Annotated in this window: 21 protein-coding genes; 7 read left to right on the top strand and 14 right to left on the bottom strand. The window is 63.3% G+C overall.

The window, feature by feature from the left end; translation table 11 throughout:
* Window positions 1-21: 21 nt before the first annotated feature.
* Entirely contained in the window at window positions 22-399 is a 378-nt protein-coding gene (locus PCS43_RS25030; protein WP_007733864.1) for an MmcQ/YjbR family DNA-binding protein, read from the bottom strand.
* A gap of 99 nt (window positions 400-498) precedes the next feature.
* Here PCS43_RS25030 and PCS43_RS25025 point away from each other — a divergent pair, with 99 nt between their 5' ends.
* Both PCS43_RS25025 and PCS43_RS25020 read left to right on the top strand, forming a co-directional pair.
* Window positions 499-945, top strand: coding sequence for a hypothetical protein (locus PCS43_RS25025; protein ID WP_003939955.1), 447 nt, complete (start codon window positions 499-501; stop codon window positions 943-945).
* A 99-nt stretch (window positions 946-1,044) separates the two neighbouring features.
* On the top strand, window positions 1,045-1,635 hold the full coding sequence (locus PCS43_RS25020) for a DUF937 domain-containing protein (RefSeq protein WP_003940105.1): 591 nt from the start codon (window positions 1,045-1,047) through the stop codon (window positions 1,633-1,635).
* A gap of 56 nt (window positions 1,636-1,691) precedes the next feature.
* Here PCS43_RS25020 and PCS43_RS25015 read toward each other — a convergent pair whose 3' ends face one another.
* Window positions 1,692-2,876, bottom strand: coding sequence for an MFS transporter (locus PCS43_RS25015; protein ID WP_167349871.1), 1,185 nt, complete (start codon window positions 2,874-2,876; stop codon window positions 1,692-1,694).
* A 147-nt stretch (window positions 2,877-3,023) separates the two neighbouring features.
* Here PCS43_RS25015 and PCS43_RS25010 point away from each other — a divergent pair, with 147 nt between their 5' ends.
* The 5 genes from PCS43_RS25010 to phoU all read left to right on the top strand — a co-directional run bounded on the left by PCS43_RS25010 (window position 3,024) and on the right by phoU (window position 9,163).
* Window positions 3,024-3,899 carry a LysR family transcriptional regulator gene (locus PCS43_RS25010; RefSeq protein ID WP_030535254.1) on the top strand — a complete coding sequence of 292 codons (876 nt, stop codon included), beginning with the start codon at window positions 3,024-3,026 and terminating at the stop codon, window positions 3,897-3,899.
* Window positions 3,900-4,030: 131 nt separating this feature from the next.
* A complete protein-coding gene (locus PCS43_RS25005; RefSeq protein ID WP_003940492.1) occupies window positions 4,031-4,990 on the top strand; it encodes an acyl-ACP desaturase in 960 nt (319 codons plus the stop codon).
* 81 nt (window positions 4,991-5,071) lie between these two features.
* A complete protein-coding gene (gene dusB / locus PCS43_RS25000) occupies window positions 5,072-6,214 on the top strand; it encodes a tRNA dihydrouridine synthase DusB (RefSeq protein WP_003939756.1) in 1,143 nt (380 codons plus the stop codon).
* Window positions 6,215-6,364: 150 nt separating this feature from the next.
* Window positions 6,365-8,395 carry an LCP family protein gene (locus tag PCS43_RS24995; RefSeq protein ID WP_270923131.1) on the top strand — a complete coding sequence of 677 codons (2,031 nt, stop codon included), beginning with the start codon at window positions 6,365-6,367 and terminating at the stop codon, window positions 8,393-8,395.
* A gap of 72 nt (window positions 8,396-8,467) precedes the next feature.
* Window positions 8,468-9,163, top strand: coding sequence for a phosphate signaling complex protein PhoU (gene phoU / locus PCS43_RS24990; protein WP_003940130.1), 696 nt, complete (start codon window positions 8,468-8,470; stop codon window positions 9,161-9,163).
* A gap of 75 nt (window positions 9,164-9,238) precedes the next feature.
* Here phoU and PCS43_RS24985 read toward each other — a convergent pair whose 3' ends face one another.
* The 12 genes from PCS43_RS24985 to mshD form a co-directional block, all read right to left on the bottom strand.
* Window positions 9,239-9,985 carry an SDR family oxidoreductase gene (locus tag PCS43_RS24985; RefSeq protein WP_209909752.1) on the bottom strand — a complete coding sequence of 249 codons (747 nt, stop codon included), beginning with the start codon at window positions 9,983-9,985 and terminating at the stop codon, window positions 9,239-9,241.
* Between the two features lie 90 nt (window positions 9,986-10,075).
* On the bottom strand, window positions 10,076-10,813 hold the full coding sequence (locus PCS43_RS24980; RefSeq protein ID WP_245361485.1) for an urease accessory protein UreD: 738 nt from the start codon (window positions 10,811-10,813) through the stop codon (window positions 10,076-10,078).
* Window positions 10,813-11,556: an urease accessory protein UreG gene (gene ureG, locus PCS43_RS24975; RefSeq protein ID WP_209909756.1), complete on the bottom strand. Its 744-nt coding sequence runs from the start codon at window positions 11,554-11,556 to the stop codon at window positions 10,813-10,815. Before ureG ends, PCS43_RS24980 begins: the two co-directional genes overlap by 1 nt.
* Window positions 11,549-12,238: an urease accessory protein UreF gene (locus PCS43_RS24970; protein ID WP_007733855.1), complete on the bottom strand. Its 690-nt coding sequence runs from the start codon at window positions 12,236-12,238 to the stop codon at window positions 11,549-11,551. The genes ureG and PCS43_RS24970 overlap by 8 nt, the downstream gene beginning before the upstream one ends.
* Before the next feature lie 4 nt (window positions 12,239-12,242).
* Window positions 12,243-13,952 carry an urease subunit alpha gene (locus PCS43_RS24965; RefSeq protein WP_030535249.1) on the bottom strand — a complete coding sequence of 570 codons (1,710 nt, stop codon included), beginning with the start codon at window positions 13,950-13,952 and terminating at the stop codon, window positions 12,243-12,245.
* Window positions 13,949-14,419 (bottom strand): urease subunit beta, encoded by a 471-nt coding sequence (gene ureB / locus PCS43_RS33530; protein ID WP_042451393.1) that lies wholly within the window; start codon window positions 14,417-14,419, stop codon window positions 13,949-13,951. The genes PCS43_RS24965 and ureB overlap by 4 nt, the downstream gene beginning before the upstream one ends.
* Window positions 14,416-14,718: an urease subunit gamma gene (ureA, locus tag PCS43_RS24955; protein WP_003939800.1), complete on the bottom strand. Its 303-nt coding sequence runs from the start codon at window positions 14,716-14,718 to the stop codon at window positions 14,416-14,418. The genes ureB and ureA overlap by 4 nt, the downstream gene beginning before the upstream one ends.
* Before the next feature lie 280 nt (window positions 14,719-14,998).
* A complete protein-coding gene (gene pstB, locus PCS43_RS24950) occupies window positions 14,999-15,775 on the bottom strand; it encodes a phosphate ABC transporter ATP-binding protein PstB (RefSeq protein WP_003939968.1) in 777 nt (258 codons plus the stop codon).
* A gap of 58 nt (window positions 15,776-15,833) precedes the next feature.
* Window positions 15,834-16,742 carry a phosphate ABC transporter permease PstA gene (gene pstA, locus PCS43_RS24945; protein WP_003940100.1) on the bottom strand — a complete coding sequence of 303 codons (909 nt, stop codon included), beginning with the start codon at window positions 16,740-16,742 and terminating at the stop codon, window positions 15,834-15,836.
* Between the two features lie 3 nt (window positions 16,743-16,745).
* Window positions 16,746-17,837 carry a phosphate ABC transporter permease subunit PstC gene (gene pstC / locus PCS43_RS24940; protein WP_209909759.1) on the bottom strand — a complete coding sequence of 364 codons (1,092 nt, stop codon included), beginning with the start codon at window positions 17,835-17,837 and terminating at the stop codon, window positions 16,746-16,748.
* Window positions 17,838-17,899: 62 nt separating this feature from the next.
* Window positions 17,900-19,018 (bottom strand): phosphate ABC transporter substrate-binding protein PstS, encoded by a 1,119-nt coding sequence (gene pstS, locus PCS43_RS24935; RefSeq protein WP_003940482.1) that lies wholly within the window; start codon window positions 19,016-19,018, stop codon window positions 17,900-17,902.
* A gap of 193 nt (window positions 19,019-19,211) precedes the next feature.
* Complete coding sequence (gene mshD / locus PCS43_RS24930) at window positions 19,212-20,111, bottom strand: mycothiol synthase (RefSeq protein ID WP_007733842.1); 900 nt, start codon at window positions 20,109-20,111, stop codon at window positions 19,212-19,214.
* Window position 20,112: the final 1 nt, after the last annotated feature.

Here is a 20,112-nt window from a genome sequence, read left to right as displayed (position 1 = left end):
CTGTACTGACGAATCTATCCGTTACGGGCGTTCCTCATCCGCATCGAGAACGATCCGGGCAAGCCGCTTCGGCGCAACGAGGGTGAACGAGGTGTAGATCCACTCCTCCAGTTGCGACCATTTCTCCTCGGAAACGTCGGTGCCGATGTCGAGTGCAACCCACCCGTGTCGACCGAGTCCATAGCCCGCAGCACTTGCGCCTGGTTCGGTGGCCACCACCGCTTCGGCTTCCTCCTTGCTCAGCTTGACGGTCAAGGAGGTGGCTTCGACGTTGCAGAACACGAAGTTCTTGCCGCGGACCCGGAACGTCGGGTGGCCGTCCCACGCTTCGATGTCGACGCGCTCCGCTTCCGGCAGCGACAGCGAGATCTCTTCGAGTCGACGCATGTTGTCGGGCATGGAGACGATTCTGCACGCTCGATACCGAGCTTGACACCCGCGACACAGCTAGGCTCGGCGACGACCGCGTCACCGAACTCCGAACACAGGGAGACTGGCATGCGCACGTTAGTTCATCTCGTTCTGCTCATTTGTGGAATCGCCGTTGCCGTCGGCTCGTTCATGTACGTACTGGCCGGGGTCAAACCCGACAATGTTCGCCTCGAGGACCTGCGGGACGGCTTTCCGGCAGGGTGGGCAATCGAGCAACTCGGCGATCAGTCCGTGACCTTCTACCGGTCGATGGCGATACTTCTGCTCGCCGCCGCCGTATTGATTCTGATCGCCGCATTGTTCGGTTCTCGCATCGCAGCATGGATCGGAATTATCGTGGGATTGGGGACTCTTGGCACGTTCTACTACCGCGTGAACGATCAGTTCGACAATGTCATCAGGGAAAACTACTCCACGATCCTGACAAATCAGACAGGATTCATTCTGACGGCCGGCGGACTGATTCTCGCTCTCCTAGCGTGCCTGGTCCCCCGCGAGAAGACCCGAGCCTGACCGCTCGGCAACCGGAGGGTTACCGTCGACGCCGACATTCACTAGTGTCTGCAACAGCCGGGTACTGACGAGTAGTACCCCAGAAGAGGTAGGGCATCAATGGCATCGCTTGACGACCTTCTATCCCAGATCCCCATCGACCAGATCGCGCAGCAACTCGGCGTCGACCAGGCAACTGCCGAATCGGCGGTCAAGACTGCACTTCCGACCCTGGTCGGTGGCCTCGGCGCCAACGCGCAGGATCCCGCCGGTGCAGCCTCGCTGGAAAGCGCGTTGCAGTCTCACGCCGACACCAGCCTTCTCGACGACGGCGTCGACATCAGCAAAGTCGACACCGCTGACGGTCAGAAGATCGTCTCGAACATCTTCGGCGGCAACACCGATCAGGTCGCCAGCGCACTGGGCGGTGTCGGTGGCGGCGGTGGAAACGATCTGGTGAAGCAGTTGCTGCCGATCCTCGCTCCCATCGTCCTGGCCTACCTCGCCAAGCAGTTCACCGGTGGCGGTGCCGGCGCGCAGACTCAGGCCTCCGGTGGCGGCGGGCTCGGGGATCTCCTCGGCGGAATTCTCGGCGGCGGCGGCAATTCCGGCGGCGGCATCGGCGGCGCACTCGGCGGCATCCTGGGTGGATCCGGTGGCGGCGGCCTCGGAGACCTGCTCGGCGGCCTCCTCGGCGGAGGCAAGAAGTAAGACGCTCGACAGAACGCACTGCGGCGATCCCGTTCGGGGTCGCCGCAGTGCTCTGTTCAGTCAATCGTCGAAGATCGAAACATCCTCAGTGACAAGGCAAACGCAACCAACAGCAGCGCGCCCACAAAAGTACTGACCCCGACCCAACCGCCACCCGCGTATGCAAGACCCGCGAGGGCGCCCGCCACGGACGAACCCGCGTAGTAGGCAAACAGATACAACGCCGACGCCTCGGCCCGGTGATCGGTAGCGATCAGCCCCACCCAACCGCTGGCCACCGAATGTGCGGCGAAGAATCCTCCGGTGAAGAGCAGCATCCCCACGAGCGTCAACGCCAGATTGTCCGGAACGGTCAGTGCCAGGCCGATACCGATGACGACAACCGACCCGAGCAGCACGCTGCGCCTACCCAGTCGGTCAGAGGCCCCGCCGGCTACCGCCGAGGTGAAAGTTCCGGCAAGGTAGAAAAGGAACACCAGGCCCACAAGCGCTTCAGGAAGGCCGAAAGGTGCTGCCGTGAGCCGAAACCCGAGGAAGTTGTAAATCGACACGAAGCCGCCCATCAGGATGAATCCCAAAGCGAAGAGTGTTCGCAGCGACGGGTTCGCAAGGTGGCGTCGTAGATTCGACGCGATCGTGCGCGCCGATATCGGTTGCGGGCGAAAGAACTTCGACGCGGGAAGCCGCCGGATCATGTTGAGCGCGAACAATGCCGACAGCGCGGACGCAGTCAACAGCGCCCAACGCCACGTACTGAAATCGACGACGGCCGACGGCACGAGCCGTCCGATCAGCCCACCGATCGTCGTGCCGGCGACGTACCTTCCCATCGCTGCACCGAGGTCCTTCCGATCGACCTCCTCGGCCAGATAGGCCATCGCCACCGCCGGGACACCGGCCAGAGCCAATCCTTGTGCTGCGCGTCCGACCAGCAGAACCTCGATCGTCGGACTCAGCGGTAGAAGTAAACCGATCACACAGGACGCCGACGCCGACGCGATCATCACCCGTGTGCGACCGAACCGCTCGGAGAGCGCACTGGCCGGAATGATTGCCAACGCCAACATGCCCGTCGTCGCCGAGACGGACAGCGCAGACACCGCAGGCGAGACGTGGAAGTCTTCGGCGAACGCAGGCAGCAACGCCTGTGCCGCGTACATCGAGATGAACGTCGACAGCCCGGCCGCGAACAACGCAACGGTCACGGTTCGATATCCCGATGTTCCGCGGCGAAGCGGCATCACTTCGGATTCGATCACATTCTCGACAGTCACCACGTACCTCCAGGCATCACTTACCTCCGGTAAGAATCCTCCCGCCCAGACTCGGCAAAAGAAAATGCATAAAGTTGGTGTTCTATATGCTCCAGAGGTATATAGATTGGGTTCGTGATGCTGACCGAAGACCTCGAATGGTTTGTCGTGCTCGCCGAAACCCAACAGGTGACCGCTACCGCGGATCTGACTCACCTGTCGCAACCGACCCTTTCGCGCAAACTCGCACGCCTCGAACGACAGATCGGCGTGACACTCTTCGACCGTCAGGGACGCCGACTCGAACTGAACCGGTACGGCGAGATCCTCTATCGACATGCTCGCATCGCACTGCGTGCCCTCGACGCCGCGCAGACCGAAATCCAGTCGCTGGCGAGCCCCGAGAGCGGCACGGTCCGGCTCGACTTCCTCCACTCGTTCGGCACCTGGTTGGTGCCGCACATGCTGCGCGGATACCGCGTCGAGCATCCCGGAGTGCGATTCGAACTGCATCAGGACAGCGCGCAGTTCCTGGTCGACAGAATCGCCGCCGGCACGTCCGACCTGGCCGTCGTCTCGCCTCAGCCGCGCGATCCGCAGGTGGCGTGGATGCAGATCGCCCAGCAGTCACTGGCATTGGCTGTTCCGGCTGATCATCGCTTTGCGAAGTTGCATTCGGTCGAGCTTGCGGACGCGGCCGACGAACCGTTCATCGGTATGCATCCGAACTTCGGGATGCGAAGAATTCTCGATGAACTGTGCGCGGCCGCAGGATTCACTCCGAATTTCGTCTTCGAGAGCAGCGAGCTGGCAACGGTCGGCGGACTGGTCTCCGCGTCCTTCGGTGTCTCCATCATGCCGGTTCAGGATCCACCGATCTGGGCCGAAGGAGTCGTCTACGTACCGATCGAAGGAGCACAGCGAAAAATAGGGCTGATCTGGTCGAAGAGCCGCGAGCTGTCCGATCCCGCCCGGACTTTCCGCGACTACGTCGAAAGAACGACTTGGTAGTGAAAGTGCCCCCGGATAACTACGGATCGGTAACATCCCTCGAGGGGAGCAATTTTCATGCCATTCTTTTCAAACCTACGGTGCCGTAGGCTGGGGCGAAGTCGCGCATTCACTCAACATGGAGGCAAGAAATGACGAGGATTCTGACGCAGCTGGAGCTGCTACAAGAGCTGCAGCCGGTTGCCGAGGAGAACGTCAACCGCCACATCTCCATGGCCAAGGAATGGCATCCACACGACTACGTTCCGTGGGACGAGGGCCGTAACTTCGCAGCCATGGGTGGCGAAGACTGGAGTCTCGAACAGTCACAACTCGGCGAGGTAGCTCGCGCCGCGATGATCACCAACCTGCTCACCGAGGACAACCTGCCGTCGTACCACCGTGAGATCGCCGAGAACTTTTCGCAGGACGGTGCCTGGGGAACGTGGGTCGGCCGGTGGACCGCCGAGGAGAACCGCCACGGCATCGTGATGCGTGACTACCTCGTCGTCACGCGCGCAGTCGACCCCGTCGAGCTCGAGCGCTTCCGCATGGAACACATGACAAACGGTTACAGCGCACCCATCGACGAGGGCGACGCCGGCCTGCTGCACTCGGTCGCCTACGTGACCTTCCAGGAACTCGCGACGCGCGTCAGCCACCGCAACACCGGCAAGGCCTGCGACGAGCCGATTGCCGACAAGATGCTTCAGCGCATCGCCGCCGACGAGAACCTGCACATGATTTTCTACCGCAACATCTGCGCCGCCGCGCTCGATCTTGCTCCCGATCAGGCGCTCAAGGCTGTGGCGAACATCGTCCAGAACTTCCAGATGCCCGGTGCCGGCATGCCGAACTTCCGCCGCAACGGCGCCCTCATGGCCAAGCACGGCATCTACGACCTTCGCCAGCACCTCGACGAGGTCGTCTGGCCTGTCCTGCGTAAGTGGAACATCTTCGAGCGCAACGATTTCAGCGCCGAAGGCGAGAACACGCGCGAAGAGTTGGCGGCCTTCCTCGAGACACTCGCCGCCAACGCGACGAAGTTCGAGGAACAGCGCGATCGCATGCTCGCACGCGAAGCCGCCAAGCGCGAACAGCAGGCTTCTTAGTTTCACCAGCTATTCTGTGCCCGGTACCGGATTCGGTACCGGGCACTTCCAATTGTCACAAGTATTTGTTCAGAGGTAGACATGTCATCCCTTCGTATCGGTTCACTCGAGCTGCACAGCCCCGTGGTCCTCGCACCCATGGCGGGCGTCACCAACGTCGCCTTCCGCACGCTGTGCCGTGAACTCGAACTCGAACGTGCAGGCAGCACGTCCGGGCTCTACGTCTGCGAGATGGTCACCGCCCGCGCGCTCGTCGAACGCCAACCCGCCACGATGCACATGACCACGTTCGGTCCGACCGAAACGCCCAGGTCGCTGCAGCTGTACACCGTCGACCCGGATACGACTTACGCCGCGGCCAAGATGATCGTCGACGAGAACATGGCCGATCACATCGACATGAACTTCGGCTGCCCGGTACCCAAGGTGACCCGCAAGGGCGGCGGATCGGCGCTACCGTACAAGCGTCGACTGTTCGGTCAGATCGTCGCGGCAGCCGTGCGCGCCACCGAAGGCACCGACATTCCGGTCACCGTCAAGATGCGCGTCGGCATCGACCCCGAACATCACACGCACCTCGACGCAGGCCGGATCGCCGCAGCTGAAGGCGCCGCTGCCGTCGCACTTCACGCACGTACCGCGTCGCAGCGCTACTCCGGCACTGCTGACTGGAACGAGATCACGCGCCTCAAGGAACACGTCACCGACGTGCCGATCCTCGGCAACGGCGACATCTTCGACGCCTCGGATGCTGCCCGCATGATGAACGAGACCGGCTGCGACGGCGTCGTCGTCGGACGCGGCTGCCTCGGACGGCCATGGCTGTTCGCGGAACTCAGCGCAGCTCTCAACGGACAACAGATCGCCACGCCGCCGACGCTCGGCGAAGTCACCAAGATCATCGCCCGTCACGCCCAACTGCTCGCCGCACATCACGGTGAAATGAAGGGTCTGCGCGAACTTCGCAAGCACGTCTCCTGGTACATGCGTGGGTTCCCGGTCGGATCGGATCTGCGGGTCTCGATGGCTCTGGTCAGCACGTTGTCCGAACTGGACGATCTGCTCGGACAGCTCGACCACGACGTCCCGTTCCCCAAGGACGCCGAAGGCCCGCGCGGACGCCAAGGCTCACCCGGTCAGGTAGCACTCCCGGAAGGTTGGCTCGACGATCCCGAAGACGACCTTGTGCCGGTGGGAGCTGACATGATGCACTCGGGTGGCTAGCGAAAACACGCCGTCGGATTACTCACATCACTTTCTGAGTGAAGCACTCAGGATTCACCAGTAATATGGCTCCAGCTTCGTCGACAACCGGTTGACGCCGGCATCTGAATGACGAGTTACTGACAGTCGACGACGGGACAGGTTGCATCGGTGGGTGATGATCACGATTCGGGCCCACCTCCGCCCGAGAGCCGCGCCCCCTGGGAACGTCCGCTCGCAGACAAGCGCTTCCGCAACGCCCGACCGGACCAACCGGCAACGCCCCAGCGCCCTGCCACACCCCAGCGACCAACACCGCAACCACCCAGTCCCCCGGAGCGTCGCAGCAGTGGACGTACCGGGCGACGGGACTCGCCTCCGACCGACGACTCTGTTTCGGTCGCCGAGTTGGTCCGTCGGGTAGGCGACAAGAAGCCGCCACCAGCCCCGGCTACGCCGCCCAAGCTGGCGCCGAACAAATCCGTACCACCCAAGACTCAATCTTCAGCAGCGTCGTCGCCGCCCCCCGCCCGGCCGATTCCCGCCCGTCCGTCCGTTCCGCCCGCCGCTGCGGACTGGATCACCGAAGAACATCCCGTCACCTCCGCAGTGCCGCGGGTAGTCGGTGACACCGGCGCCACTCGTCTGGCGCAAAGCAAGATTCGCCGCCGCCATCGCGCAAAAGTGATCGGCCGATCGGCAGTAGCGTTCCTGGCCGTCATGTCTCTCGCATTGACCGGCGTCGTGTGGGGCTATCTGCGCTCGGTCGAAGGCGGATTCGATCAGATTGCGGCACTCGACACCGAGTCCGACGACATCATCGACGCCGGTGGTCAACTCGGCGACGAGACGTACCTGATCATCGGCACCGATACCCGCGCCGGTGCGAGCGGTGAGATCGGCGCCGGAACCGTCGAAGACGCCGAAGGCGCCCGAGCCGACACGGTCATGCTGGTGAACATTCCCGCCGACCGAAGCCGCGTCGTCGCCGTCTCCTTCCCGCGTGACCTCGACGTCGAACGTCCGATCTGTCAGGGATGGGACAACGACGCCGGCAAGTACACCAGCGAAACCTTCCCGGCAGCGAGCGGCGACAAACTCAATGCGACATACGCACTCGGTGGCCCCAAATGCCTGGTCAAGGTCATCCAGAAGATGTCCGGCCTGAAAATCGGGCACTTCGTCGGAATGGACTTCGCCGGTTTCGAGCGCATGGTCGACACCGTCGGCGGTGTGAACGTCTGCTCCCCCGGACCGATCGAAGACGGCATCCTCGGAACCGTCCTCGCCTCCGGCGGCACGCAGATGCTCGACGGCCGTACCGCCCTCAACTACGTGCGTGCTCGCCACGTCGAAGCCGAGGGCAACGGCGACTACGGGCGCATCACCCGTCAGCAGAAGTTCCTGTCGGCGCTGCTCCGCTCGGCCCTGTCCAACCAGGTCCTCCTGAATCCGAGCAAGCTCAACGGATTCATCAACGCCTTCACCAGCGACACGTTCGTCGAAAACATCGACACCAAGTCACTGGTCACCCTCGGTCGCTCGCTCCAGAACGTCGACGCAGGCGCGGTCACGTTCTTGACGGTCCCCACGGACGGCACCAACGACTGGGGCAACGAGATTCCTCGCACGGACGAGATCAAGTCCCTCTTCCAGGCGATCATCGACGACGATCCGCTTCCGGGCGAAGAGCGCGAGGACACCACACCGTCGTCGACCAGTTCCACGACAACCGCTCCTACGTCCAGCACGCCGCCGGCCGCCACTTCCGTCGAGGCAATGAGCGCCTACAACATCTCGGTCGACGTCTCCAACGCGTCGGGAATCGCCGGGCAGGCCGCGACGATCGCCGACAGCCTCGCGGCTTACGGTTTCCAGATCTCCACGGTCGGTAACTTCAGCGCAGCCACCGGCCTGGCGAATGCTCAAGCGTCGACCACCGTCGTGCGCTACGCCGCAGGTTACGAGGCTGAAGCGGTGACCGTCGCGTCCTCGATTCCCGGCGCGGTTCTGGTTCTCGCTCCGAGCATGGGAGACATGATCGAGGTCGTCGTCGGAAGCAATTTCGCCGGCACCGTCGTCGCCCCCGCGGACCCGGGAACCATCCTGGCGGCAAATCCGACGTCGGTCGACACCAGCACCTCGACGGCTCTGCCCGCCGACATCGCCAGCGTCAACGCCGGCGACACCACCTGCGACTGACACGCGTTCATTCACCTTGCGTTCACCTGGTGCTTGTGACTTGGTCTTTCACGGCACGTAGGCTCTGACCTCATGCGCGTGGCTTACAACGAACAGATGACCGAGCTTGCAGACACGCTCGGCGAGATGGCAGGACTGGCAGGTGCCGCTATGGAGCGCGCCACCCAGTCCCTGCTCCAGGCAGACCTGTCCCTGGCAGAACAAGTAATCGGCGAACACGACAAGATCACCGAACTCAGCACCATCTGCGAGGAGCGCGCGTTTGCGTTGCTCGCCCTGCAGGCTCCCGTTGCCGGAGATCTGCGCTCGGTGGTCAGCGGAATCCAGATCGTCGCCGACATCGACCGCATGGGCGCACTCGCCCTGCACGTCGCCAAGATCGCGCGCCGCCGACATCCCAACCACGTGCTTCCCGAAGAGGTCAACGGCTACTTCGCCGAGATGGGACGCATCGCTGTCTCCATCGGTGCGGCCGCCAAGGTCGTCCTCGAGACCCGCGACCCCGAGCGCGCTGCCCGTCTGCGCGAAGAAGACGAAGCGATGGACGACCTCCACCGCCACCTCTTCACCGTCCTCATGGACCGTGAGTGGAAGCACGGCGTTGCCGCCGCAGTCGACGTCACGCTGCTCGGCCGCTTCTACGAGCGATTCGCCGACCACGCCGTCGAGGTCGGCCGACGTGTCATCTTCCTGGTGACCGGCAAGCTGCCCGAAGAGCCCGAAACCACCGAGAAGGTCGACAACCTCACCTCGTACCCGGATCTCTGAACTACCCGGATCTCTGAACCCAACCGTCCACGTGAGTAAAAGGCGGCCGCGCACTTGCGCGGCCGCCTTTCCTATTCAGTTCTCGTGCAACCAGGTTTCCAACGTGGGTCCTGCAGTTGTGGATCCCGGCCCGGGCAGCAGCGCCCCACCCTTCATCGCCTTACCCGCTCCCGGCATCGAGATCGGGATCAGCCACTTACGTCGGCCACGGTATTTCAAGATCTCGCGCGTCATGGCCGGGATCTCGAGGAGCTCGGGCCCGGCCAGGTCCGGAGCCCTCCCGGTCGGACCGTTCTGAGCGCAGGTCACGAGCGCCTCGGCAACGGTCTTCGCTGCCACCGGTTGTGACCGCATCCGAGGAACCATAGCGATCGGCCCCAGTCCGAACAGCGCGATCGTCTTCTCGCCGAACTCGAACCACTGAGTGGATCGCAGGATCGTGAAGGGAATACTCGACGCTTCCACCGCGCGTTCCTGCGCAGCCTTCCCCTGGTAGTAACCGAAGGACTTCAATTGCGGATCGTCGCAGTTCACGATCGAGAGCAACACGTGGTGCTTCACGCTGGCCCTGGCTTCGGCCGCGGCGATGTTCTTCGCTGCCGTCTCGAAGAACTCGATTGCCTTCTTGGCACTGTTGGTGACGTGATCACTCACGTCGACGACCACGTCGGCACCGACAAATGCTTCGTCCAACCCCGCACCCGTGGAGATGTCGACTCCCGTCGATCGAGCGGCAGCGACCACGTCGTGGCCCCCTGCCTTTGCCTGCTCGACGACCAGCTTTCCCATCTGGCCGGTTCCGCCCAGAACAACAATTCGCATGATGCCTCCGTCAAACCTGTGCGCCCGGCTCTCTTCGGCCTGGTCACATACTGGACGACGCAGCCTCCCGAAGTGTGACGGTAGGGCGAATCAGTCGGTGTACTCCTGCGAAACTCGCCCACGCCACTGCGACCAGATCGGATCCAACGCTGCGCTCGCCTCATGTGCGTGATCGGCAACGGCCCGTGCCAGCATCCCTGCTCCCGCCAGCGGCGTCACGTGCCCTTCGACGTCGTCGGTAGTCTTCATCCCCAACAGCATGGTCGTACCGAGCACGCGATGGCCACCGAGAATTCCCGGCAGCGAACGGCCAGGAACGCTACGCAGGTCGAGAGTTTCCACGAGCAGCGCGTCACCGTCGACGGTAATGCGCTGATCCGAGCGAAGCGCACCGCCGGTTTCGCCGGTCCGGCCGAATACGATCATCTCGTCGAGCAGCGCAACGGCATCGGATTCCAGTGAAATATCCACGCGCCTGGTCACATCCGCGCCGCCGGCGACGACAAACGGTGCCGCACGCCAGATCAGCGCCGCACCGGCACCGACGCTCGCCGAAGCCGACCACGACGCCCGGCCACCGCGTGCGTTGTACGCGACGGTCCCGGACGGCTCGATCACCTCGAGACACGTACCGGGTGCGACCACGAACTCGATACGCAGGTCGTCGCCGGCCAGCAGCGTTGCACTGTGGCCTACCAAGGCAATTCGCACGGTGAGCCGGCGAGCGTCGACGAACCGCGGGGCCAGGAAGTCGCCCGAGATCAGCTCTCGCGCAACAGCGGTGTCACCCACTCTCTCGACGACGACCCGCGTAGCTCCAGTGCGCATCAGTGAGCGTGAGAGTGGCTGTGCCCGTGACCGTGACCGTGGTCTTCTTCATCGGCATGGAAGTGCGGCGCCATCGGCCCCGGATCCTGCGGGGTGTGACTACCCGCGCGATGAGATGCGATGACCTGGCGGAGCCACGCACTGAGCTGGTCGATCGTTGAGTGATCCTTCTGGCTGAGCGCGAGAACTGGAAGTCCGTCACGCGCGGCCGTGGCATCGACAACCATCTGGACCGCGTCGACGTCGACGTACGGGGCCAGGTCGATCTTGTTGACCACCAACAGATCTGCCCGCTCGATTCCGGGACCGCCCTTGCGGGCGACGTCTCCGCCGCCCGCGACGTCGATGCAGAAGATCTGGGCGTCGACCAGTGCCGGACTGAACGTGGCGGTCAGGTTGTCACCGCCGCTTTCCACGATCACCATGTCGAGGGGATGGAACTGACGCTCGAGGTCTTCGACCGCAATGAGGTTCGGCGTGACGTCGTCACGAATAGCCGTGTGCGGGCACGCACCGGTCTCGACTGCGACGATGCGCTCGATCGGCAGAACGTTGGCCGCGCGCAACAGTCGCGCGTCCTCGTCGGTGTAGATGTCGTTGGTGACCACCGCGATCTCGTACTCCGCCGCGAGTTCGCGGCAGATGGTGGCGATGAGGGTGCTTTTGCCGGTGCCGACGGGGCCGGCAACGCCGAGCCTCAAACCTCTTGCAGCAGTGGTGGTGTTGTTCAGGTTGTCAAGCACGGAAAATCCTCCTGGATCGAGCGTGGTGTTCGAGTGACCATTGTTCGACCAACGGCCCTGTTGTTGCGGGTATATCTGCGACGCCCTCGACGGCTACGGCAGCCGCGGCGACGGTTTCGATGGTCGGGGCTGCTCGGAGCAACCATTCGACCGGTTCTGCCGGATCCACCGGCAGTAGCTTCAATGCCGCCGACGCCACCGTTTGGGCGTCGTCGTACAAACAAGATCTGGCTGCCTGTAGGTCGTCCATCCCGGAGACCGCCGTGAAGACGCCCAACGCGAGCGGACGCATCGGATGCCCAGGCAGCGCCATGAGCATCTGCACCGCGGGGTGCTGCGGCCACAATCGCGACGCCAGTCTCGCCAGCCCACGGCCGAGCTGAATCGACGCCTCACGCAGCGGTGCGCTGGGAGTCCGAGCGAGCAGTTCCCTCGAGATGTCCTCGAGTTCGCCTGCACTACCCTCACTTACGGCCCAGCGGCGCGTGACCACCGTTGAAGCGGCCTCGACAAGTCCGACTGTTTCGAGTCGACCGCGAATGAAGTCAGGGACCTGACTCTGCAGGAGTCCGCCCGCCAGTGCCGGTTCCAACCCCGACGAGTGCGCGTGACCGCCGGTAGGCAGACGCCCGTCTGCCAAGAGCATCGATGCTATCTCGGCAGACGCCGTCTCGATCGACATGGTTTCAGAACAGCATGTAGCGCTGAGCCATCGGCACTACGTCAACGGGGTTGGGCGCGATCAGGTCGCCGTTGACCTTGATGGCAAACGTCTCCGGATCGACGTCGATGGACGGCAGCGCCGTGTTGTTCGGCATGTCCGCCTTGGTGAGGTGTCTCGTCGGACGAACACCGGTAAGGGTGCGGGTGAGACCGAGACGATCGGCCAGACCGTCCTCGATGGCCATCGGAGAGACGAACGTCGTGGACAGGTGCGGGGCCGATCCCGGAGTCGCCGCGATGGCCGGGCGAACGAACACCGGCTGCGGGGTCGGGATAGCAGCATTCGGATCACCAAGCGGCGCAGCAACTATCGCCCCGCCCTTGATCACGGCAGAAGGACGGACTCCGAAGAACGCGGGATCCCACAGCACCAGGTCCGCCATCTTCCCGGCCTCGACCGAGCCGATCTCGTGATCGATACCGTGCGCCACCGCGGGGCAGATCGTGTACTTGGCGACGTAACGCCGCGCACGCTCGTTGTCGGCCGGCATGCTGGTGCCCAGCTTGCCGTACTGGGCCTTCATGACGTGAGCCACCTGCCATGTCCGCAGGGTCACCTCACCGATACGGCCCATCGCCTGGGCGTCGGACGAGGTGATCGAGATGGCTCCGATGTCGTGCAGAAAGTCTTCTGCTGCAATCGTTGTCGGACGGATCCGGGACTCGGCAAAGGCAAGATCCTCCGGAACCCGGGGATTGAGCGCATGACACACGATGAGCATGTCGAGGTGCTCGGCAACCGTGTTGACGGTATGCGGCAACGTCGGATTGGTCGATGCCGGAAGAACGTTCGGCTCACCTGCCGTCACGATGATGTCCGGTGCGTGCCCGCCGCCGGCGCCTTCCGCATGGAACACGTGGATCCCACGTCCGGCGATCGCATCCAAAGTGTGCTGTACGTAACCGGTTTCGTTGAGGCTGTCGGCGTGCAGCGCTACCTGGAGGCCGAACTCGTCGGCTGCGCGCAGAGCTGCGTCGATCGCAGCCGGAGTGGAACCCCAGTCCTCGTGGACCTTGAATCCGCCTGCGCCGGCGAGAGCTTCCTGACGCATGGCCTCATGACTGACGGTGCTGCCCTTGCCGAGGAGAAGAACGTTGAGCGGGATGTGGTCGAGGGCGCGGTGCATCATCGTCAAGGACCAGGCGCCGGGTGTGACGGTGGTTGCCTTGCTTCCCTCGGTGGGGCCCGTTCCGCCGCCCGCCACCGTCGTCGTACCGGTCGCGAGCGCCTCCATCATCTCGATTTCACTGAGGAAGTGCACGTGAGTGTCGATCGCACCCGCGGTGAGGATCTTCCCCTCGCCGGCGATCACGTCGGTGCTCGGCCCGATGAGCAACTTGGGATGCACGCCATCCATGATGTCGGGGTTACCGGACTTGCCGATCGCAACGATGCGTCCGTCGCGAATTCCCACGTCTGCCCGGACGATTCCCCAGTGATCGAGAATCACCGTGTTGGTGATGACGACGTCGAGAGCACCCTGGTCGCGAGTGGTCAGGCCCTGGCCCATCGACTCGCGGATGCTCTTACCGCCGCCGAAGACCATCTCGTCGCCGGTCGCGGTGTAGTCGTGCTCGATCTCGATCCACAGATCTGTGTCGGCCAAACGGATCTGGTCGCCTGCGGTCGGGCCGTACAGGGAGGCGTAGCCGCGTCGATCGATCCTGCTCATTCGGCTGTCCTCTCAACTGTCGTCGCGGCGTCATCCGGTGAATCCGCCTCGACTGGAACATCACTCACACGCACGTTCACCGAGGACGCTCGCAAAGGTTCTTCGACCTCGACGCCGGGCGTGCCGAACGGCATGACGGTCTTGGGCTCGCGCGCATGTGTCGGTAGGTCTTCGTCCGGCACGATCTGCAGGCCCGGAACCCTTTTGAGTCCGCCGAGCGCGATCAGTGTCACCGTTCTGCTGACCCCGGGTTCGAACCGAACCGACGTTCCCGAGGGGATGTCGAGCCGGAAGCCGTCTGCCGCTTCGCGATCGAAGGTCAACGCCGGGTTGGCCGCGGGAAGGTGGAGATGTGAACCGATCTGAATGGGGCGATCGCCGTCGTTGACGACGACCATCGTGATTTTTTCCGCGTCGATGCCGAACTCGAGCGGTTCGGTGGACACACGTACTTCGCCGGGAATCATCGAATGGGCTCCGTCACGGTGACCAGCTTGCGACCGTCCGGGAAAGTGGCCTCCACCTGGACGTTTGCAATCATCTCGGGTACCCCTTCCATCACGTCGTCGCGGGTGAGCACTTGCCGACCGGCGTTCATCAGTTCCGCAACCGTCATTCCGTCACGCGCGCGCTCGAGAATCCAGCACGAGATCAGTGCCATCGCTTCGGGGTAGTTCAGCAGTACCCCGCGCTCGCGGCGGTCACGGGCGACCATGCCCGCGACGCTCAGGAGCAGCTTTTCGGTATCTGAAGGGGTGAGGTGCACTGACAAGCCCTTCCGGTTGTGAAACGACATCGATCGACAGCGTGCTGTCGGGCCGAGATTAGCATTGTCCGAAGCGTCGTCAGTATCCACGAGATTCACGTCGTCGGCTACTTCAGCGCCCACTCGGCGCACTTGCGCTGCTCATCGAATTATTCGGGCGCCCAACGACGCTCAGCTCTGCGCACCGGAGTGGGAACTATCACCACAACCAAAAAGTTTCACCCCCGTCTCCTGTTGGAAACGGGGGTGAAACATGATCGTGCAGGGTTGATCCCGGGACCTATCCGAAGCGGCCGGAGATGTAGTCCTCGGTGGCCTTCTGCGTCGGGTTCGAGAAGATCTTCTCGGTGTCGTCGATCTCGACGAGCTGACCGGGCTTGCCGGTTGCCTCGAGGTTGAAGAATGCCGTCTGGTCACTCACACGCGCAGCCTGCTGCATGTTGTGCGTGACGATGACGATCGTGAAGTCCTTCTTCAGCTCGGTGATCAGGTCTTCGATCGCGAGAGTCGAGATCGGGTCGAGCGCGGAGCACGGCTCGTCCATGAGCAGGACGTCGGGCGAGACCGCGATGGCACGCGCGATGCACAGACGCTGCTGCTGACCGCCTGAGAGGCCGCCACCGGGCTTGTCGAGGCGATCCTTGACCTCGTTCCACAGGTTGGCACCGCGCAGCGAACGCTCGGCCACCTCGTCGAGCTTCTTCTTGCTGCGCTCGCCCTGCAACTTCAAGCCCGCGACGACGTTGTCCTTGATGGACATGGTCGGGAAGGGGTTGGGTCGCTGGAACACCATGCCGATGGTCTTGCGAACACCGACCGGATCGACGTTCGAGCCGTAGATGTCCTCGCCGTCGAGCAGCACCGAACCCTCGACACGCGCACCGGGAATCACTTCGTGCATGCGATTGAGTGAACGGAGAACGGTGGACTTGCCGCAACCGGACGGGCCGATGAAGGCGGTGACGCTCCGGGGCGGGACGGACAGGCCCACATCGGCGACGGCGTGGAACTTGCCGTAGTAGATGTTGACGTCCTTGAGATCCAGACGCTTGGCCATTACCGGCTCCCTACTGAGTTGTTGACGCTGTTGAGTACGAACATGTTCCGAGGCCGCATCACTTACTTCTGACCTGTGAGAAGTGACCGATCAGCTTCGCGACGATGTTGAGGATCGCGATCAGCAGGATCAGGGTCAGTGCTGCGCCCCAGATGCGGTTGGTGCCGGCGTCGGTGGGGTTGTTCATCTCGGCGACCATGACGGAAGGCAGTGTGCCCATTTCGCCGTTGAACAGGTCGAAGTTGATGAACGGTGCGTAGCCGACGAGGATCAGCAGCGGTGCGGTCTCACCGAGCACGCGGGCCAGGGCCAGCATGACGCCGGTGATGATGCCGGGAAGTGCCGTCGGCAGAACGATTTTCGAGATGGTCTTCCACTTCGGCACACCGAGCGCGTACGACGCCTCTCGCAGATCCATCGGGACGATGCGCAGCATTTCCTCGGTGGAGCGGATGACGACCGGGACCATCAGAAGGACCAGAGCCAGTGACACCGCAAACGCGGACTTGGGGAAGCCGAAGGTCGCGATCCACAGGGCGTAGATGAACAGCGCTGCCACGATCGACGGAACACCGCTGAGGATGTCGACCATGAACGTGGTCAGCTTGCCCAGCTTCGACTTCCGGTCGGCGTACTCCACCAGGTAGATCGCGACGAAGATACCGAGCGGGATGGAGAAGACCGCGCACACGATGCCTTGCAGCAAGGTGCCGATCAATGCGTGATAGATACCGCCGCCGTCGGCCGACGCCGTCAATCCGCTCAGCGAGTTGGTGAACCAGGTAGGCGACGTCAGAGCGGGCAGGCCCTTGGCGATGACCGTGAAGAGCACCCAGACCAACGGGATGAGCGCGATGACGACTGCCAGGCTCACCAGGATGGTCGCGATGACGTCCTTGGCACGACGACGAGCGCCGACGCCTTGGAAAGTGGGGGCCTTGACCGGCCGGTCCAGAGTGGAGGTCATGGGTCAGTCCTTCTTTCCGGCGATCACTGCGCGGGCAGCCGCGTTGACGACGAAGGTCAGTACGAACAGCACCAGTCCGGCTGCGATGTACGCGCCTGCCTGGATGTCGTTGTTGAACTCCGCGTAGCCGAGGGCGATCTTGGAGGCGATGGTCGAGCCGCCGTCGAACAGCGACCAGCCGAAGGCCTGAGAGGTGGTGCGCAGGATCAGGTACAGCGCCATCGTCTCACCGAGTGCGCGTCCGAGACCGAGCATCGAGCCGCTGATGTAGCCGGACTTACCGAACGGGATGACCGTGGTGCGCACAACTTCCCAGCGCGTGGCGCCGAGGGCGAGTGCGGCTTCGATCTGTGATCGCGGGGTCTGGATGAACACCTCGCGGGTCACTGCGGTGATGACCGGAAGGATCATCACGGCGAGGACGATGCCTGCGGTGAAGATGGTGCCGCCGCCGGTGATCGATCCGCTGCCGTCGGCGAAGAGCGGGAACCAGCCGAGAGTGTCGTTGAGCCACACCGCGACCGGGGTGATCGCCGGAGCAAAGACGAGAAGTCCCCACAGGCCGTAGACGATGGACGGCACAGCTGCCAGAAGGTCGATCGTGTACGACAGTGGCCGCGTGAGCCACTTGGGTGAGTACGAAGTCAGGAAGATCGCGATGCCCAGTGCGATCGGCATCGCGAGCACCAGTGCGAACAGCGAGACCAACACCGTGACCTGGAAAAGGTCGAGGACACCGAACGCCATCGCGTTGATGTTCTGCGTGACCCATTCACGGCTGGTCAGGAAGTTGACCTGGTTCCGGCTCAAAGCAGGAACAGCGCGCCAGATCAGGAACGCGCCGATCGCCGCGATGACAACCGTGATGAAGATTGCCGAACCGGAGGCGAGCGAGCTGAAGATGCGGTCACCCGGACGGGTCACCGTCTTGCTGTTGCCGCTACCCGGACCGTCACCCTTCGGAGGATGCTCGGTTTCTGGAGCCTTGGTGGAAGTAATCGTGTCCTCCGTGCTGCCGTTCGGACCGCCCACCCCGGCCCCGCTGGTTGCGGGGCCGGGAGAACGAGATGTCGAGGTGATGGGCGCGTCACTCATGCGCGCTCACTTCCTTCACGTCTGAATGTAGATCCATGAGCTTGTCCGCACGAGTCTCTAGGTCAGCTGATTGCCGTGATGGACGCGTTGAGGCGATCCTGGACGTTGGACGGCAGCGGGACGTAACCCTGCTCGGCCAGGTTGGCCTGACCCTCGTTGGCCGCGCTCGTCAGGAACGACTTCACTGCTGCGGAGGTGTCCGCGTCGTAGCCCTTGGAGCAGACGATCGAGTACGTGGCGAGAACCAGCGGGTAGGCGCCGGCTTCGTTGGTCTTGAAGATCGACGCGAGGTCGAGCGTCAGGTCGCCGGTTGCGTCGGACTTGAACTTCGCGCCTGCGATCGACTTCGCGGCCGTGTCGTTGGTCAGTGCGACTGCCTCGGAGCCGGTGTTGATTTCGGCAACCGAGAGCTTGTTCTGATCGGCGAACGACTTCTCGACGTAGGTGATCGAACCCGGTGCCGTGGCAACTGCCTGTGCAACGCCCGCCGAACCCTTGGCGCCCTCACCGACGCCACCGGTGAAGTCGGACCCTGCGCCCGACGTCCAAGCACCGTTCGATGCCGCGTCGAGGTACTTCTGGAAGTTGTCGGTGGTACCCGAGGAATCGGAGCGGATCACGGTGGTGATCTTCTCGTCGGGAAGCGATGCACCGGAGTTGAGCGCGGCGATTGCCGGATCGTTCCACTTGGTGATGCCGCCGTTGAAGATCTTCGCGAGAACCTCTGCGTTGAGAACGAGCTTGTCGACGCCGTCGAGGTTGTATGCAACTGCGATCGGGCCGAAGACGAGGGGAAGGTTCCAGGCTTCGCCGCCGACGCAACGCTCCTTGGCCTTGTCGGCCTGCTCGTCCTTGATGGCCGAGTCGGAGCCGGCGAAGTCGATCTGGCCGGCGATGAACTGTGTACGACCGTCGCCCGAACCGCTGGGGTTGTACGCGACGTTGACCGTCTTGCCCTTTTCCTGGCACACGGAGATGTAAGTGGCGACGAACTGGTCCATGGCGTTCTTCTGTGCCGAGGAACCAGCGGCAGAGAGGTTGCTCTTGCCTTCGCACGTTGCGTTCGATGCGGACGCGTCCACACCCGTCGACGACGAGTTGTTGTCGCTGCCACATGCGGCCAAGGTCATGGCGCCCACGGCCACTACACCGAGCAGGGCACCACTGCGCTTGAGATTCACCAAGATCCTCCGGAAATCGCTACCGCCACGCCCACGATCGGGCGGCGACATGAGACGCAGAATGATTGAAATCTGCATCAGGCAACACGGCGCTGCCCACAGAGAAAAGTAGGCGGGCGCGGTGTCCGGCTGGACCACACATGGTTAACGGAGAATGAACAGACTGGACATTTCTGCGTGTCCGACTGTGACGTCAGAGCGCGCGGGCGTAAGCCATGTCCACGTGGAACCGATCGAAGCCGAGTCGTTCGTACGTGTGGAGGGCGGCCGTGTTGTCGCCTTCGACGTACAGAAGGACGGTTCCGAGGCCGCGATCACGCAGGTAATGCATGCCCGCGAGAGTCAGCACTCGGCCGAGACCTCGTCCCTGCGCCGCGGGATCGATCCCCACGACGTACACCTCCCCCAGCTCCGGATCGTCACCTTCGGGTGCGTGCACCTTGGTCCAGTGAAAGCCGAGAAGAGTATCGGGATCGGTGTCCGCGAACGCCATGAACAGACCAGCAGGGTCGAACCAACCTTCGGCCGTTCTCTCGTCGATCTCCGCCTGGGTCCAGCCACCCTGCTCGGGATGCCAGGAGAAGGCCGCATTGTTGACGCGAAGGATCTCGGAATCGTCTTCGGGTCCACCATACGTCCGAATCGTCACACCTTCGGGCACAACGATTTCCGGAAGCTGCGGAGCATCGAGTGGTCGACGCAGCTGCAGGAGTTCACGAACGCTGACCAGATCGAGGCTCTTGGCGAATTCGACTGCGGCGTCGACGTTTCCGTGCGCCCAGACACGCGTGCCCGGCCGGCCCTCGTCGAATACCGCTGCGGCAAGCCTGGTTCCGATGCCGCGGCGCCGCGCCTGCGGGTCGACCACCAACTCCGCCATGTCGGGATGCTCGTCCGAACCGGCTTGCAGCTGCGCATAACCGACGACTGCATCGCCGTCGAGTTCGAGGAAGTGTCGCGCGCCGCCGCGCCCGGCAACGGCATGGCGCCCCTGTTCCGACACGGGCGCCTTGCCGTCGAACTCGGTTGCGCGATCGAGAAGCGCGGAAACCTGCTCGGCGAATCCAGCCGGCAGTGAATCTGTCCAACCCACG

The organism is Rhodococcus sp. C-2, assembly GCF_027854095.1.
Classification (GTDB): Bacteria; Actinomycetota; Actinomycetes; order Mycobacteriales; family Mycobacteriaceae; genus Rhodococcus_F; species Rhodococcus_F qingshengii.
The sequence above is the reverse complement of the archived record's forward strand: the minus strand, read 5'-3'. Positions and strand labels throughout refer to the sequence as shown.

Excerpts from the sequence above, each read along its gene's own strand:
- PCS43_RS25030 (WP_007733864.1), bottom strand. The coding sequence starts at position 399 with ATGCCCGACAACATGCGTCGACTCGAAGAGATCTCGCTGTCGCTGCCG.
- PCS43_RS25025 (WP_003939955.1), top strand. The coding sequence starts at position 499 with ATGCGCACGTTAGTTCATCTCGTTCTGCTCATTTGTGGAATCGCCGTT.
- PCS43_RS25020 (WP_003940105.1), top strand. The coding sequence starts at position 1,045 with ATGGCATCGCTTGACGACCTTCTATCCCAGATCCCCATCGACCAGATC.
- PCS43_RS25015 (WP_167349871.1), bottom strand. The coding sequence starts at position 2,876 with ATGCCGCTTCGCCGCGGAACATCGGGATATCGAACCGTGACCGTTGCG.
- PCS43_RS25005 (WP_003940492.1), top strand. The coding sequence starts at position 4,031 with ATGACGAGGATTCTGACGCAGCTGGAGCTGCTACAAGAGCTGCAGCCG.
- dusB (WP_003939756.1), top strand. The coding sequence starts at position 5,072 with ATGTCATCCCTTCGTATCGGTTCACTCGAGCTGCACAGCCCCGTGGTC.
- phoU (WP_003940130.1), top strand. The coding sequence starts at position 8,468 with ATGCGCGTGGCTTACAACGAACAGATGACCGAGCTTGCAGACACGCTC.
- PCS43_RS24985 (WP_209909752.1), bottom strand. The coding sequence starts at position 9,985 with ATGCGAATTGTTGTTCTGGGCGGAACCGGCCAGATGGGAAAGCTGGTC.
- PCS43_RS24980 (WP_245361485.1), bottom strand. The coding sequence starts at position 10,813 with ATGCGCACTGGAGCTACGCGGGTCGTCGTCGAGAGAGTGGGTGACACC.
- PCS43_RS24970 (WP_007733855.1), bottom strand. The coding sequence starts at position 12,238 with ATGTCGATCGAGACGGCGTCTGCCGAGATAGCATCGATGCTCTTGGCA.
- PCS43_RS24965 (WP_030535249.1), bottom strand. The coding sequence starts at position 13,952 with ATGAGCAGGATCGATCGACGCGGCTACGCCTCCCTGTACGGCCCGACC.
- ureB (WP_042451393.1), bottom strand. The coding sequence starts at position 14,419 with ATGATTCCCGGCGAAGTACGTGTGTCCACCGAACCGCTCGAGTTCGGC.
- pstB (WP_003939968.1), bottom strand. The coding sequence starts at position 15,775 with ATGGCCAAGCGTCTGGATCTCAAGGACGTCAACATCTACTACGGCAAG.
- pstA (WP_003940100.1), bottom strand. The coding sequence starts at position 16,742 with ATGACCTCCACTCTGGACCGGCCGGTCAAGGCCCCCACTTTCCAAGGC.
- pstC (WP_209909759.1), bottom strand. The coding sequence starts at position 17,837 with ATGAGTGACGCGCCCATCACCTCGACATCTCGTTCTCCCGGCCCCGCA.